This window comes from Bradyrhizobium sp. UFLA01-814, from assembly GCF_046718885.1.
GTDB lineage: Bacteria > Pseudomonadota > Alphaproteobacteria > Rhizobiales > Xanthobacteraceae > Bradyrhizobium > Bradyrhizobium elkanii.
Map to the genome: position 1 here is coordinate 1 of NZ_JAQOSR010000036.1, position 15,193 is coordinate 15,193.

Sequence of the window (15,193 nt, forward strand, 5' to 3'; positions counted from 1 at the left end):
GAATCATAAGTTTGCTAGTGTCCTTATCGAATCCGAAGTTCGTCCCGAAGGTGCGGCGAATGATGCGAACTTCGGATACGGGACACTAGCCCTTCGTCACCACGGCCTGGCCTGTCACCGGCGCGGAGATGAGCGGCGCGTTGGCCGTGAGCCGGGCGAGCTCGTTGATCTGGCGTTCGGCGTCGGCGGCCATGCCGTCGGGCGCCTGGATCACCAGCCGCTCCAGCGCCCAGCGATAGGACGAGATCCGCCGCTCCAGGGCCTGCTGGACCCATTGCACGATCAGCGTGTTCTCTTCCATCCGCGCCACCGCATCCGCCCGCTCGCGCGGCGACACATCGGCGATCATGTGGAGGCTGGCATTGCGCTTGCGATCGAGCTCGATCACCTGGATCGCGGTGGCGAAGAATGGCTCGAAGCGGGTGATGTCGTCGCGCACCTCGTCGATCAGCAGCGAATAGCGCGAGGCGAACGAGCGATGCGGCTCGTCGATCAGATTGCGGCCATAGGCGGTGCGATCGAACACGACCCTCTGCCGCCACGGCGAAGGCAGCGGCTGATAATCGCCGAATACGCTCTTCCACGCCGGACGCGACAGCGGCGGCTCGATGAACTGATAGGCGAGGTCGCGCAGCTGACGTTCGTGTTCGGTGAGCTGGAATTGCGAAGCGTTCTTGCCGATGCTGCCGGTCGCCTCGGCACCGATCCAGCGATGCATGTCGTCGTTGCGGAAATCGGCGCGGGTGCGGCCGAAATCGCCGCCGCTGCAGCCGACGAGCGCCGAGCCTGCCAGCAGCAGGATCAGCGCCGGGAGTGACCGCCGAGCGGCGGTCCGCTGCACAAGCTCCGGCATTGCCCGATGTCCGCGATCAGGAGCGGCGTCGGCGACGGCGGCCCTGCGCAGTGCCCTGCTCTGGTCCGCGACCACCGCCGGTCTCCTCCGTCGTTCGCTCGATCCGGACGACGGGAAGGATCAGTACGGTCCCCATGCCTTCGCCGGCAGCACCGGCCATGCTTGGCCGCCGTGCAGCCGCATCCGCCGGAAACTCAACGATGGTGCCCATGTTCCGTTCTCTCTGGCCCCGCACGGACATGATTTGCCCCGCGCACGCCGAGTTAAGAACGCGCATGGTTAATGACATCTTAAGCCGGCGGTACGGACGGTTACGGATATGGCGCTGTGCCTTAATAGACACGCGCAATTTCAAGCATTCACCTTCACGGCTTGTTTTCCTTAACTGCCTCTTAAAACAGCCTGCGTAGGCTCGCTGCCACAAGGTTTTCAAACCGAAGTTCACTGGCAAGTCGCGTACGCCCGAGATGAGCGCAGCTCCGCTATTTCCTGGTTTCGATGGGCTGATGACGCTCTCCCGTCGCGAGGGCGTCGACATCCGCCCGACGCTGCTGCGCGTCCTGACCGACCTCTATGTGCAGGCGAGCGCACACTCCGCCGATGAAGAGCGCCAGTTCGTCGAGCTGACGACGCGCCTGATCGACGAGGTTGACGACGCAACCCGTGCCGCCGTCCGCGCGCGCCTTGCGATCTATCCGGCCACGCCCGCAAGGATCATGGACAAGCTCGGGCTGCGCCGCGTCGGTCCCGACCAGCCGATGCCGACGGCAGCGCCAATTCCTGCGCCCGCACCGTCCGCGCTGCCGGCCAAGATCCCGACCGAAGCCGAGCTGCGGATGGCCGCGAGCCTCGCCATGCGGCCGAACGATGCCGCTGAAATCTCCGACATGTTCTTTGCCGCCAGCACGAAGGAGCGCGCGCAGATCCTGCACAATCTGCAGGACACGCCGCTGAAGGCCGCGGCGCGGATCCCGGCCGCGCGCGCCGCGCGCGCGATCCATATCCTGGAGATGGCGGCGTTTGCCGAGGACCTCGATAACTTCACGCTCGAACTCGGCGAGGCGCTGATCCTGCCGTCGCGGATCGCCGCCGATGTGGTCAACGATCCCGGCGGCGAGCCGCTCGCCTGCGCGATGCGGGCGCTTGACGTGTCGAGCGCCGCGTTCCAGCGGATCCTGATGTTCCTCAATCCCGAAGCCGGCTCCTCGGTCAATTATGTCTATCGGCTGTCGCGGCTCTACGATCGCTTGAGCGAGCGCTCGGCACTGGTGATGCTGGCGGCGTGGCGTGGCTCGACCATGGCGGTGGCCCGCGCCAGGTATCGCTCGTCGCTCTACGACGACGAGCGTCATCGCGTGCGCGCGGCACCCTCGCTGACGCGCCCCGCGTCGCAGCCCGGCAGCGCGCCCGCTATCCGTAATCAGAAGTCTGGAAGTTAGCCCTTCGCGAGATCAAGAAAGTGCCGCCCGGCACGGTCCTCGGTCTCGACAATCCAGGCGTCGGGATCGAAGCGGAGCTCCTTGGTCAAGCGCTCCTCGACAGATGGCTCGGATACCGGCTGTGGCGCCGTCGGCACGAACAGCCGCTCGACCGGACGGCTGTCGTCATAGACCGTCTGCGGCGCGGGCGCATACAGCATCGCGTTGCCGTCCATCAGCGCCACCTTGACGAACACGGCACCGGCTTCCTCAGCGCCCTTCTTGCGGACTGCGCCGAACACGCCCTCGGTCTGGCAGCGGCGCAGATACGCCGCGACCCAAATGTTTGTTTTCAATCGCATGCGCCGTCCTATAGGCCAGCGGCGCGGCCACGTCCAATTGTCACAGACGTCGTCGCGGAGCGGCGGGTTGACCGAACCAATCGTCACCCATATCCTTGCATCCGCGGTGCAAGCCGCGCCCGGGTCCACGGGAAGGGTTGAACCCACTTGCACCAATTGAGCGGCCAACCAAGCCTTTGTGCAGCCGGTTTTGTGGACCATCGGCGATGATGCACGGAGGTTTCCATGGACCGATCGCCCGCGCGATCGAATCTCGAACATCTGAAGAAGCAGGCCAAGGAGCTCATTCGCCTTTACCGGCGGCAAGCGCCGGAGGCTTACGCGCGTTTCCGGCATGCGCTTCCGGCTGCGGCCGGGCGCAGCGATACTGAGATCGCTGCGCTCAATCTGCGGCTGCACGATGCGCAGTCCTGCGTGGCGCGCGATCTCGGCTTCGCCTCCTGGCCGGACCTGCGGCGCTATGTCGACGCACAATTGCCGCCCGGTAAAAGCAAGGCCGACCGCGTGCGGCGATGGCTGCAGCTCGTCTATGCCGCAGACGTCGCCGGCACCACCGACCGCGCCAATCCGCGCGTTGCGGCGCGGATGCTCACCGAGGATCCCGGCCTTGTCGCCGACGATCCCTATCTCGCCTGCGCCATCGGTGACGAGGAGACCGTGCAACGCGCCGCCAACGACGATCCCACATGGGTCAACCGTCCCGGCGGTCCGTTCAAACTGCCGCCGTTGGTCGCCGTAACGCATTCCAGCCTGCTGCAGATTGCGGAATTTCAGGCCCGGCTGCATCGCTGCGCACGCCTGCTGCTGCAGGCCGGCGCCGATCCCGACCAGCACATCAGCAGCCGCTGGCCGCCCGGAACGCTCGACGCACCCGATGACAGCAATCCGCTGTCAGCGCTGTACGGCGCCGCCGGCCGCAACCACGATCTCGAGCTGACCAGACTGTTGCTCGAAACGGGTGCCAATCCGAACGACAATGAATCGCTCTACCACTCGCTCGAAGGCTCGGTGACGACAGGCCTGCTGCTCGAGCATGGCGCGCGGATCGCCGGCACCAACGCAATGTACAAGGTGCTCGATGACGAGAACGTGGCGGCGCTCGACCTGCTGCTGCGGCACGGCGGCAATCCGAACGAACCCGCCGGCAACACGCCGTTGACCGATTGCGGGTCGCCGCTGCTGTGGGCGATCCGCCGGCGGCGGTCGCGGACCTGCATCGCGACACTGCTCGACGCCGGCGCAGATCCGCACGTCACGACGCCGGATGGTCTCAGCGCATACCGCTACGCATTGCAGTTCGGACTGACCGAGGTCGCCGAGTTGCTGCGTGAGCGCACCGGCGACAAGACGCTTGCCGATGACGAGCGGTTCGTTGCGGCGTGCAGCAGCGGTGACGAGCGCGAGGCGCGGCGAATCCAGGCCGGTCGGCCCGATCTTCCAGGTTCACTTTCACCGCAGCAATTGCGGCTGCTCCCGGAGCTCGCCGCGGCAGGCGGCGACGATGCGGTGCGGCTGATGGTCGAGCTCGGCTGGCCGATCAAGGTGCGTGGCGGCGACTGGGATGCGTCGGCGCTCAATCACGCGGTGTTCCGTGGCAATGCCGGACTGACGCGATTCCTGCTCGAGCACGGCGCGGAGTGGACCGAGCAGCACGGCTTCGGCGACAACGCGTCTGGAAGCCTGTCGTGGGCCTCCTGCAACGAGCCGGTCAGCGGCGGCAATTGGGTGGGCTGCGCGCAGGCCCTGCTCGATCACGGGATGCCGCGCGCCATTCCAGATCGCTACGATCCGGAATGGGTGCTGGTGGCCGGCCGCAGGAAGCTGTTCTCCGACGAGGTCAGGGACGTTCTGCTGGGCGAGACGCCCTAACTCGTCACGGCCGGGCTTGTCCCGGCCATCCACGTGTTAGCTTCAACAGTCTCAAAGACGTGGATGCCCGGGACAAGCCCGGGCATGACGAATACACATTCAATGCCGTCGTAGAGAGGCTACTCGATTGAATGCCCGATCATCGTGCTGAGTTCGCGCACCAGGCGATCGGACATCTGCCCGGTCACCGGCAGCTTGCGGGCGCGCTCGAACTTCGCGATCGCGTGCTGGGTATCGGCGCCGATCGTGCCGGTCGGTTTGAGCTGGCCGTAGCCATACTCCGTCAGCGTACGCTGGACCGCGGCGATGCGTTTGCCGGCCGGGCTCAGATGCTGTGTCGGAATCGACGCCGGCGGACGAATGACGCTGGACGGCGCGGCGGCCGGGGACGGCGCGGCGGCCGGCGGGGCGGCGGTCGATTTCGCCACCAGATTGGCCATCGGATCGACCGGCTTGGCCTCGGCCTTCGGTTCTGCCGGCTTGGCTTCGATGGACCTGGTCTCGGCTGGCTTGGTCTCCACCGGCTTCACGTCGACGGGCTCGGCCGATCGGGCAGCCGCCTCGGCCGGACGCGGGCGCGGTATCGGGCTGGTGGCCGCGGCAACCGGGGCCGGCGGCGGCAGCGTCACCACCGAACCGCCGAACATCGGCGACGGATGACGGCCGGCCTGCAGGAACAGCGCATTGATCAGGATCGCAACAATGGCAGACGTCGCCAGCACACCGGCAACCAGATCCTTCGGACTGTGCAGCAGCAGGCGCAGGACGAGGCCACGTTCCTCCTCGGCCGCGATGGCCACCGCCTTGGCGCCGCGGCGACGGCGCGGCGTTTCGTCGTCATCCAAAGTCTGTCTAGGCACTCTTCTTCACCTGATGGGTTTGCTCTTGTAGTCCGGAACGCAGCGCGGGCTTCAGGGTCGAGACATTGCTGGACGGCTCGACGGCGGCGGGCGGGGTGAACGCCAGCGGCAGCGCGACCGACACCGTGGTGCCCTCGCCCACCTTGCTCTCCACATTGATTTCGCCGTGGTGCAGGCCAACCAGTCCCTTCACGATGGAAAGACCAAGACCGGTGCCCTCGTGGCGGCGCTGATAGGTCTTGCCGGCCTGGAAGAACGGATCGCCGATTCGCTTGAGATCATCGGCGGCGATACCGACGCCGGTGTCGGAGACACGCAGCACCAGCCGCGATCCCTCGACGCCGGCCGACACCGTCACCTTGCCGCCGCGCTCGGTGAACTTGATGGCGTTGGAGACCAGATTGAGCACGATCTGCTTGAATGCGCGCGGATCGCCGTTCACGATCGGCAGATCGTCGGGCACGCGCGTGACGAGGTCGACGCCGCTCTCGCGCGCCTTCAACGCCACCAGATTGCAGCAATTGAGCAGCGCCGGCCGGGGCGCAAACGGCTCCGGCGAAATCTCGAAATTCCCCGACTCCATCTTCGACATGTCGAGGATGCCGTTGACGACCGACAACAAGTGCTGGCCCGAATCGTTGATCAGCTGCGCGTATTCCTTGCGGCGGGCCACGTCGAGGCCGAGCACGTCTTCCTGCGCGATCATCTCGGAGAAGCCGATGATGGCGTTGAGCGGGGTGCGCAGTTCGTGGCTCATGGTGGCCAGGAAGCGCGTCTTCGACGCATCGGCCTGCTCGGCCACGTCGCGCGCCTGTTCGAGCGCCTGCTCCTGCACCTTGCGATCGGTCACGTCGCGGATCACGGCGACGACCTCGGCATCGGCGGCGGCCTGATCGAGCGGGCGGCAGCGCATCTCGGCCCAGATGAATTCGGCGACGGCTTCGCCCCGCGCACCGTCACGGCGCACGCGGAACTCGACGCTGCGCGAGTCACCGCGCGCGGCATCCGATAGTGCCGTGAGATAGGCCGGGCGATCGGCGACATGAACGCGATCGAACAGACCATGGCCCAACAGCCGCGATGCCGGCACGCCGAGCATGTTCTCGGCCGCGGGCGAAATGAAGCGCACCGCGCCGTTGCGGCTGTGCCGCGACAGCACGTCGCTCATGTTATGCGCGAGCAGGCGGTAGCGCTCCTCCTCGACATAGAGCAGCGCCACGCTGGTACGCGCCAGCGACTCCGCGCCGAAAGCGAGCGCGGCGGCGTAAAAGATCCCCGACACGACGCCGAAGCCGACCAGCGTGCTGTTCGAGGCAACCGCCGGATCGGCGACCGGCAGCACATGGTAATGGCCGAGAACGCTCAGCAACGCCGCGCAGATCATCGCCAGCGCGAATGCAAACGCCACCACGCGCCGCGAGGCCGACAGCGCCGCCTCGATCGGAATCACGACGAGCCACACGGCGGCGAACGAGGCGATGCCGCCGGTCGTCGCCGCGATCATCATCACGAGACCGGCGAGCGCCAGCGACGACAGCACATGCGCGCCTTCATAGCGGCCGGTGCGCGACAGGAACCACGACAGCAGGATCGGCGCGATCAGCCAGGCGAATGCCGCGACCTCGATCGCCGTCGGCGCACCGCGCATCGCAAGAAAGGCAGGGAACGAGGCAAGCGCCGCCAGGCTGCCGAGCAGCCGCGGCGCCATGAAGGCACGATGGCGCGCACGCGTCAGCGCATCATATTGCGCCGACGGATGCAGCAGCGCATCCAGGCAATCGCGGATCAGACTCAAACTACTCACAGCACTCGCGCTTCGGCTCAATCGTCAACACAGACGCGCCGGAACGCCTCCTTTGTGATTGCAGGTCAACGTGTCAGAGCGAACTTAAGCGAACGCTAAGGCTGGGCGGCCTGCCGCCAAACACCGTGCATTGGAGTGGGTTTGACCCGCTATTCACCGGCCATTTGTCGGGGATGGTGAACGGCTGGTTTCCGGATGCGACATGCTATGGTTTCGAAATGGTGGACGCGGCGGATCCTACGCATCCGGCGCGCGTCGGCCGCCATCAATCGAAAATTTACGGCGAATCAATTCGGGCGAATTTTCCGCGATTTTTCGGCGGATTTACTTCAATGCAGATACTTCCGATTTATCGACCGATGCTAACCCTCAAGGCCAATAGCGGCATCGACCGCGCAAGAAGCAAGACAAGACAGACGACCGGGATCGCGCCATGTTCTTCCTGCTCCGTTTGGCATTCTGGCTCGGGCTTGTGCTCGTGCTGCTGCCGAGAGACAAAACACCCGAAGCGGACAAGACGCCGCCGATCAGCGCGTCGGATGCGGTGTCGGCCGCGACCGCGACGATCAACGACATGGGTCAGTTCTGCAAGCGCCAGCCGTCCGCCTGCGAGGTCGGCGGCCAGGCCGCGACCGCGATCGGCCAGCGCGCGACCGACGGGGCGCGCAAGCTCTACCAGATCATCACCGACAAGAAGCCGCCGGACCACACCGGCTCGATCGGCAAGGACGATACCGATTCAGCCACCGCGTTCCGCGACACGCTGACCGCGGACGACCAGTCGATCGAATTCCGCCTGCCGCCGACGCCGTGAGCGGAAACCAAAGCGCCGTCGCGCGAAGCGGATCCCGGTTCGCGTTGAATAAAACCCGTCAAAACAACCGGGAACCGGTTCCATTTTCATCGCTTTCGCGGCCCGCCTTCCTATATAAGCCGTCAAGGACAGGACGCGGGCCACGATGACGACGATCGACGAAATCAGGGACAATTTTGCGCTGCTGGACGAGTGGGACGACCGTTACCGCTATGTCATCGAGCTCGGCCGCACGCTCGAACCGTTGTCGGAGGCGGAGCACTCGGCCGAAAACAAGGTGCAGGGCTGCGTCAGCCAGGTCTGGCTGTCGAAGCGGATCGAGCGCGGTGCCAACGGCGAACCGCGCCTGATCTATATCGGCGACAGCGACGCCCACATCGTGCGCGGCCTGGTCGCGATCGTGCTGACGCTGTTTTCCGGGCAAACGCCCAAGGAAATCCTCGGCACCGACGCGCTCGCACTGTTCGATGAATTCGGCTTCCGCGACCATCTGACGCCGCAGCGCTCCAACGGCCTGCGCTCGATGGTCGACCGCATCCGCAACGATGCGCGCGAGGCGCTGGCGTCCGCCGCGTAATCTCCTATTTCCGCTTCCGCGCCTGCTGGCCGAGGCCCATCTTCTTGGCGAGCTGCGAGCGCGCCACCGCATAGTTCGGCGCCACCATCGGATAGTCGGCCGGCAGCCCCCATTTGTCGCGATACTGCTCCGGGGTCATGTTGTACTGGGTGCGCAGATGGCGCTTCAGCGACTTGAAGCGCTTGCCGTCCTCGAGGCACACCAGATATTCGGGCGTGATCGACTTCTTCATCGACACCGCGGGCTTGGCCGGCTCGTTCGGCGTGTCGCTGCGTCCGCTCGACACCCGCAACAAGGCGGAGTGGACCTGGCTGATCAGGTTCGGAATGTCCGAGGCCGGCGTCGGATTGTTGCTGAGATAGGCCGAAACGATGTTGGCGGTCAGCTCGACCGGCGTTTTGCCTGACGTATCGGACATGGCTCAATCTTCCCCGTGCTATCGACAGCCCGGCGCCCACCGGACAGTATCCATGCGCAGCAATACATTAATGGAATCGCGTACTACTTTGCGAATATGCACGAATTACAGCAAATCTGACAACAACGGCCGCGTTTCCGGCGTCGGGCCGGCCGCGCGCAAGTATTGACGCCGATCTTAGGGTCGCTGCTCCAGGTGCGACCTGAGCTCGTCGATCGAGGCAAATCGCATCATGCCCTCCGGCATTTGCGCCTCGATCGATCCGTCCGAATAGAGCGAATAGGCCATGCCGTCGACGACGCCGGATTTGAGCACGGTCACCGGCGGCTGCTCCTGAGGCGGCGGCGGATGGCCCGATGCCGGCGAGGCGGCGGCGGCCGACTGGGCCTCGCCGAAGGTCGATGGCGTCCGGGGGCCGCGTCGGGGGGCGACGTCAACCGACCGCGGCCGGTCGGCCTTCGGCCAGGCATCGTCGAAGGTTGCCGGCGCCGGTTCGGCCGAACCGCCCGGATTCGAGCGCAGTTCCGGCGATAGCAGATCCGGGGTGAGCGGCTCGGCGGCACGCCCTTGGCTCCGTTCGCGCTCCTTGCGCGAGGAGGAGAACAGCAGATTGCGCCGCTTGGGCGGTGCCGCTCCGTCCGCGGGTGCGGCCGCCCGCACGGGCGGCGGCGCCTCGCCTGACGCGCCGCGCGAGGCGATTTCATCGTGCCAGGGCGGCGGCGCCGTCGGCGCGGATGGCGGGAACGCTGGAGCCAATGGCGGAGGCGCCGAGACCTTCGGCTCAGGCGGCGGGAACACCGGATCGTCGGGAGTGCCGCGCGGGGAAGTTGCAGACGGCGGCCCGGACCGCAGACCCACGGCAACGACGGCATCGAGCCGGTCGCCCATGGCTTGGAGTTCGCGAAGGATGGCGGCAAGGGCCAGAACAATCACGCCGGTACATGCGCCGGTCACGCCTGTCGCGATCAACGTGCCGCCGACGCTGAATTCCTTGTTTGGAATTCCGAGGCCGATCGCCGCCAAGCCCGCCACGACCAGGCCCGCGCCGACGACCAACAGACCAACCTTCATCGAACTAACCCCCGGGAGACCCGACCGAAAATCGGCGCGGGCCACCAACGCCACGATACCGTCATATTGCTCACACCGCCAACCGCCAATTGTAGACAGAGTTCCCTAAAATCCCGCTTAACCGGGCGCGATGCGCTGCTTCATCGCGGCCGCAGCGGCTGTCGGGCAGCCAGCTCCCGTAGATCTACTGGCTACGAATTGCTGCCAATTTATTGCAACGCATCTGGGAAATTACGCCACAATTACCAATTACTCGGAAACGGAACTGCGCTATGGATGCCGGGGAATGAGGCCCTAAAGCGCCAATCTGGGCCACAGGCACGCCGGTATCACTAGCTATGTCATCGATTACGACGTCTGCCCTCGAGGCGCCTGCGCGGCGCTCGGTGGAGAAGACCTGCGACGATCTCGCTGTCCTCGTCCTCGGCGTGGTCGCCGTGGTCGCCGGCTTGACGTTCCGCGATTACGGTCTGGGCTGGGACGATTACACCCACGCTGAATATGCCGACCTCCTGCTGCGCATGTACGGGTCCGGGTTCAAGGACACCGGCGCGCTGTCGTTTGCCAATCTGTATATGTACGGCGGCGGCTTCGACATGGCCGCAGCCCTGCTGCACAAGATCATTCCGCTCGAACTGTTCGAGACGCGCCGCCTGCTCGGCGCGATCGTCGGCGTTATCGGCCTTGCGGTAACCTGGCGCCTGGCGCGCCGCGTCGGCGGCCCGCTGGCGGGACTGGCGGCGCTGCTGCTGCTGGCGCTGTGCCCGACCTTCTACGGCCACATGTTCATGAATCCGAAGGATGCGCCGTTCGCCGTGGCGATGGTGGTCCTGATCATGGGCCTGGTCCGCCTGATCGAGGAATATCCGGCGCCCTCGCCGCGCACCATCCTGATCGTCGGCATGGGGGCCGGCCTGTCGATCGGCTGCCGCGTGCTTGGCGGGCTCGCATTGATCTACGCCGTGGTCGGCTTCGCCCCGCTCCTGATCGAGGAGTTCCGCAAGCAGGGCCCGCGCGAGGCGACCCACCGCTTTGCCCATGTCGTCTATGTGCTGCTGCCGGGGCTTGTGCTGGGCTATCTCGTGATGGGCCTGATCTGGCCGTGGTCGATCATGGAGCCCGGACATCCGCTCGAGGCGGTGACCTATTTCTCGCACTTCTTCGAGAAACCGTGGAAGGAGATGTTCGACGGCGCGCTGGTGTCGGTGCCGGACATGCCGTGGTCCTACCTACCCACTCTGTTCGCGCTGCAGCTTCCCGAAGTGCTGCTGGTTCTGCTGGCCGCCGCCGTCGTCATCACCTTGATGTCGCTGTCGCGCTACGACGTCACCGCAAAGCGCAAGTCGATCATGCTGATGCTGACGCTGGCGGCGACGCTGCCGCTGGTCATCGCGATGGTGAAGCGGCCGGCGCTCTATAACGGCATTCGTCACTTCATCTTCGTCATTCCGCCGATGACGGTGCTGGCCGGCGTCGCATTCGCGCGCGGCATGGACTGGCTCGGCGAGAACCGCCGCGCCTGGCAGCCCGCGGCGCTCGCCGTGTTCGCGTTCGGCCTCTTGCTGCCGCTCAGCGAAATGATCCGCCTGCATCCGTATCAGTACACGCACTTCAACCACATCGCCGGCACGGTGCGGACCGCGGACAACTTCTTCATGCTGGACTATTGGGGCCTGGCGCTGAAGCAGGCATCCGACGGGCTGCGCGAGCAGCTGGCGGAACGGCAGGAAGTGCCGCCGCAGAACCGCAAGTGGAAGGTCGCGGTGTGCGGACCGCAGCGCCCCGCGCAGGTCGCACTCGGCCCCGACTTCACGATCGGCTGGGACAGCAATGCTGCCGATTTCGCGATGACGCTCGGCGAATTCTACTGCAAGGGCCTGGCCGCGCCGGTCATGGTCGAGATCAAGCGCGACGACGTCGTGTTCGCCCGCGTCTACGATATCCGCGGTCGCAGCATCTCGAGCCTGCTGGCGATCCCGGCGCCGTAACGCATCACACTGCCCACTGACGACCGCCGTTCGGATCGTGGGCCGCATGCCGACATGACTGTCACGCCGTTACCCTGCCTTGCTGCGGTCCGGCGGCGGCGCTACGCTTGGACCAAGCAATAACGCCATCAATGGAGCAATCGGCCATGTCGCCAGCGGAAGCGCGCCTGAAGGAAGTGCCGTCGGATATGAGTGCGGCGGAATGGGAGCAGCGGATCAATCTCGCCGCCTGCTACCGGCTGGTCGCGCTCTATGGCTGGGACGATCTGGTCGATACCCACATTTCCGCCCGCGTCCCCGGACCCGAGCACCACTTCCTGATCAACCCCTACGGGCTGATGTTCGACGAGATCACCGCATCGAGCCTGGTCAAGGTCGACCTCGACGGCAACCAGCTCTCGAAGAGCGACTACAGCATCAACCCGGCCGGCTTCACCATTCATTCGGCGATCCACGAGGTGCGCGAGGACGCCGGCTGCGTGCTCCATCTGCACACCGTCGACGGCACCGCGGTGTCGAGCGGCCCCGAGGGCCTGCTGCCGCTGAACCAGACCGCGCAGCTCGTCACCCACGACCTCGCCTATCACGACTATGAAGGCATCGCGCTCGATCATGACGAGCGTCCGCGCCTGCAGCGCGATCTCGGCAGCAAGAACCACATGCTGCTGCGCAATCACGGCACCCTGACGGTCGGCCGCTCGGTCGCGTCCGCGTTCGAGCGGATGTACCATCTGGAGCGTGCCTGCTCGATGCAGGTGGCGACCCGCGCGCTCGGACCGATCGCCTATCCGGTCGACCCGCACGCGATCGACAAGAACACCGAGCTGCTCTCCAACCCGGATCGCGCCGAGCTGCGCTCGACCCAGCTGGTCTGGCCGCCGCTGCTGCGCAAGCTCGACCGGGTCAATCCCGGCTATCGTGATTGAAATTTCACAATCTTCGGCTAGGCTAACGGCCAACACCCTCTGCACTATCGGAATCAAAACGCCGCCCAATTCCGGGCGGCGTTCTTATGCCCGGCGGCCTGGCGGAGACCCGTAGGATGGGTAGAGCGCAGCGAAACCCATCACGCCTCAGCATCAAGACCGCTCACCGAACGCCCCATCCGCTCTCTCCCCATCGCCAGCCCAATCCTCTGGGTAGACTCCGAGCTTGACCATGCGATGAAACGACGAATACGGCCAGTCCTTCACCCGCTTCACGAGGCCGTGCTTGAGCGGATTGATGTGCACGTAGTCGATGTGACGAGAGAGGTCATCTTCATGCCGGATCGTGTGCTCCCAGTATCGTCGCTGCCAGATGCCGCGTTCCGATCTGGCCGCTCGGCTACCCGAAATGAGTTCGCCGGCCGGGAGGCTTCGTGAAAATGCCGACTTGATCTGCCGCCGGCGCGTCGCAAAGTCAGCATCACCTTCCGGCAAGCTCCAAACTGCATGGAGGTGATCGGGCAGAATGACAATCGCCTCGGTCGTGAAAGGATGCCGATCGCGCGTTTCACGGAAAGCGGCGCGCAGTTGATCGATGTGGTCTGTCAGCAATCGCAGACGCCGGTCCTCTAGATTGACCGTGAAGAAGAAACTGCCTCCAGCAATGAAATTGCGGCGATAGGTGACCATGACTGATCGCAATGAAGAAGCGATGGGTTTCGCTTCGCTCTACCCATCCGACATCCGAATCAAAACGCCGCCCAATTCCGGGCGGCGTTTTTACGTGCAGGCGCCTTGCGCTATTTGGCGTCGGCGAATGCCGCCAGGATCCGCGCCCAGGAGCGGATGCCCTTGTGGTAGCTCTTGAGGTCGTACTTCTCGTTCGGCGAATGGATGTTGTCGTCGTCGAGCCCGAAGCCGATCAGCACACTGTCGAGGCCGAGCGTGTGCTTGAAATCGGCGACGATCGGGATCGAGGCGCCGGAGCCGATCAAGAGCGCCTCCTTGCCCCATTCGTCGGTCAGCGCGCGGCGCGCGGCTGCCAGCGGCTTCATGTTCCAGTCGAGCGCGATCGCCGGCGCGCTGGAATGGTCGGTGAACTCGGCCTTGCAGTCGGCCGGCAGGCGCGCCTTCACATAGTCGCGGAACGCCCTTCGGATCTTCTCGGGATCCTGTCCCTCGACCAGGCGGAACGAGACCTTCGCTGACGCCTCGGCCGCGATCACCGTCTTGGAGCCCTCGCCGGTATAGCCGCCGACAATGCCGTTGATGTCGCAGGTCGGGCGCGAGGAGACCTGCTCGATCAAGAGCCGGTCCTTTTCGCCGGCGGGCACCGAGAGGCCGATCGGCTTGAGGAAGCTCTCCGGCGTCAGATTGAGTTGCTTCCATTGGGCCAGAATATCCGGCGGCAAATCCTTCACGCCGTCATAGAAACCGGGGATGGTGATGTGGCCGTTCTCGTCATGCAGGCCGCCGAGGATCCGCGTCAGCACGCGGATCGGGTTCTGCGCGCCGCCGCCGAACACGCCGGAATGCAGGTCGCGATTGGCGGCCTTGATCTTGACCTCGTCATAGACGAGGCCGCGCAAGGAGGTGGTGATCGCCGGCGTATTCGGGTCCCACATGCCGGTGTCGCAGACCAGCGCGAAGTCGGCCTTGAGCTCGGCCTTGTTCGCCTCGAGGAACGGCACGAAATTCTTCGAGCCGATCTCCTCCTCACCCTCGATGACGATGGTGATGTCGACCGGCAGCGATCCCGTCACCGTCTTCCAGGCACGGCACGCCTCGACGAAGGTCATCAACTGTCCCTTGTCGTCCTCGGCGCCGCGCGCGACGATGATCTTGCGCCCATCGGCATGGTCGGTCACGACAGGCTCGAACGGCGGTCGGTGCCAGAGATTCAAGGGATCGACCGGCTGCACGTCGTAGTGACCGTAGAACAGCACATGCGGGCGTCCGTCGGTCGAACCGTTCAGCTTGCCGACCACGGCCGGATGGCCGGCGGTCGGCCGCACTTCGGTCTTGAAGCCGAGGGTTGCGATATCCTTGGCGAGATGATCGGCAGCCGCCTTGCAGTCATCAGCGAAGGCCGGATCGGCCGAGATCGATTTGATCCGCAGCAGCGTGAACAGCCGCTCGAGACTGTTGTCGAAATCGGCGTCGATGCGGTCGAGGACGGGCTGCAGCTTGGCGTTGGACATCGCGGATATCCCTTTTGTTGAACGTTGCGCCA

15 protein-coding genes are annotated in these 15,193 nt (G+C 65.2%); 6 read left to right on the forward strand and 9 right to left on the reverse strand.

Going from position 1 to position 15,193, the window contains the following annotated elements; translation table 11 throughout:
* Nucleotides 1-85: 85 nt before the first annotated feature.
* Both PMN64_RS13470 and PMN64_RS13475 read right to left on the reverse strand, forming a co-directional pair.
* Nucleotides 86-853, reverse strand: a complete 768-nt coding sequence (locus PMN64_RS13470) for a hypothetical protein (protein WP_411781039.1) — start codon at nt 851-853, stop codon at nt 86-88.
* A gap of 16 nt (nt 854-869) precedes the next feature.
* The gene (locus PMN64_RS13475; protein ID WP_024579523.1) at nt 870-1,064 is read right to left on the reverse strand and encodes a hypothetical protein; all 195 of its coding nucleotides are present in this window, start codon (nt 1,062-1,064) and stop codon (nt 870-872) included.
* A 295-nt stretch (nt 1,065-1,359) separates the two neighbouring features.
* On the opposite strand from PMN64_RS13475, the gene PMN64_RS13480 reads away from it, so the two are divergent.
* Nucleotides 1,360-2,292 (forward strand): DUF2336 domain-containing protein, encoded by a 933-nt coding sequence (locus PMN64_RS13480; RefSeq protein WP_411781040.1) that lies wholly within the window; start codon nt 1,360-1,362, stop codon nt 2,290-2,292.
* Here PMN64_RS13480 and PMN64_RS13485 read toward each other — a convergent pair.
* Nucleotides 2,289-2,633 (reverse strand): DUF1491 family protein, encoded by a 345-nt coding sequence (locus PMN64_RS13485; protein ID WP_411781041.1) that lies wholly within the window; start codon nt 2,631-2,633, stop codon nt 2,289-2,291. The two genes, PMN64_RS13480 and PMN64_RS13485, sit on opposite strands and share 4 nt — an antisense overlap.
* Before the next feature lie 225 nt (nt 2,634-2,858).
* Between PMN64_RS13485 and PMN64_RS13490 the strand changes: the two genes are divergently transcribed.
* Nucleotides 2,859-4,502 (forward strand): hypothetical protein, encoded by a 1,644-nt coding sequence (locus tag PMN64_RS13490; RefSeq protein WP_411781042.1) that lies wholly within the window; start codon nt 2,859-2,861, stop codon nt 4,500-4,502.
* 119 nt (nt 4,503-4,621) lie between these two features.
* On the opposite strand, the gene PMN64_RS13495 is transcribed toward PMN64_RS13490, so the two are convergent.
* A complete protein-coding gene (locus PMN64_RS13495; RefSeq protein WP_411781043.1) occupies nt 4,622-5,362 on the reverse strand; it encodes a peptidoglycan-binding domain-containing protein in 741 nt (246 codons plus the stop codon).
* On the reverse strand, nt 5,355-7,166 hold the full coding sequence (locus PMN64_RS13500) for a PAS domain-containing sensor histidine kinase (protein ID WP_411781044.1): 1,812 nt from the start codon (nt 7,164-7,166) through the stop codon (nt 5,355-5,357). Before PMN64_RS13500 ends, PMN64_RS13495 begins: the two co-directional genes overlap by 8 nt.
* 433 nt (nt 7,167-7,599) lie before the next feature.
* On the opposite strand from PMN64_RS13500, the gene PMN64_RS13505 reads away from it, so the two are divergent.
* Entirely contained in the window at nt 7,600-7,980 is a 381-nt protein-coding gene (locus PMN64_RS13505; protein WP_028345346.1) for a DUF5330 domain-containing protein, read from the forward strand.
* Nucleotides 7,981-8,125: 145 nt separating this feature from the next.
* Nucleotides 8,126-8,557, forward strand: a complete 432-nt coding sequence (locus PMN64_RS13510) for a SufE family protein (protein WP_304499400.1) — start codon at nt 8,126-8,128, stop codon at nt 8,555-8,557.
* Nucleotides 8,558-8,561: 4 nt separating this feature from the next.
* Here the strand turns inward: PMN64_RS13510 and PMN64_RS13515 are convergent, their stop codons facing one another.
* A complete protein-coding gene (locus tag PMN64_RS13515) occupies nt 8,562-8,975 on the reverse strand; it encodes a MucR family transcriptional regulator (RefSeq protein WP_038387183.1) in 414 nt (137 codons plus the stop codon).
* Nucleotides 8,976-9,152: 177 nt separating this feature from the next.
* Nucleotides 9,153-10,100 (reverse strand): DUF308 domain-containing protein, encoded by a 948-nt coding sequence (locus tag PMN64_RS13520; protein ID WP_411781045.1) that lies wholly within the window; start codon nt 10,098-10,100, stop codon nt 9,153-9,155.
* 284 nt (nt 10,101-10,384) lie between these two features.
* Between PMN64_RS13520 and PMN64_RS13525 the strand changes: the two genes are divergently transcribed.
* Nucleotides 10,385-12,034: a glycosyltransferase family 39 protein gene (locus PMN64_RS13525; protein ID WP_411781046.1), complete on the forward strand. Its 1,650-nt coding sequence runs from the start codon at nt 10,385-10,387 to the stop codon at nt 12,032-12,034.
* Between the two features lie 146 nt (nt 12,035-12,180).
* The gene (locus tag PMN64_RS13530; protein WP_028345351.1) at nt 12,181-12,960 is read left to right on the forward strand and encodes a class II aldolase/adducin family protein; all 780 of its coding nucleotides are present in this window, start codon (nt 12,181-12,183) and stop codon (nt 12,958-12,960) included.
* 153 nt (nt 12,961-13,113) lie between these two features.
* Here PMN64_RS13530 and PMN64_RS13535 read toward each other — a convergent pair whose 3' ends face one another.
* Both PMN64_RS13535 and PMN64_RS13540 read right to left on the reverse strand, forming a co-directional pair.
* Entirely contained in the window at nt 13,114-13,650 is a 537-nt protein-coding gene (locus tag PMN64_RS13535; RefSeq protein ID WP_028345352.1) for an REP-associated tyrosine transposase, read from the reverse strand.
* A 110-nt stretch (nt 13,651-13,760) separates the two neighbouring features.
* Nucleotides 13,761-15,161 carry a M20/M25/M40 family metallo-hydrolase gene (locus PMN64_RS13540; RefSeq protein WP_028345353.1) on the reverse strand — a complete coding sequence of 467 codons (1,401 nt, stop codon included), beginning with the start codon at nt 15,159-15,161 and terminating at the stop codon, nt 13,761-13,763.
* Between the last annotated feature and the right edge of the window lie 32 nt (nt 15,162-15,193).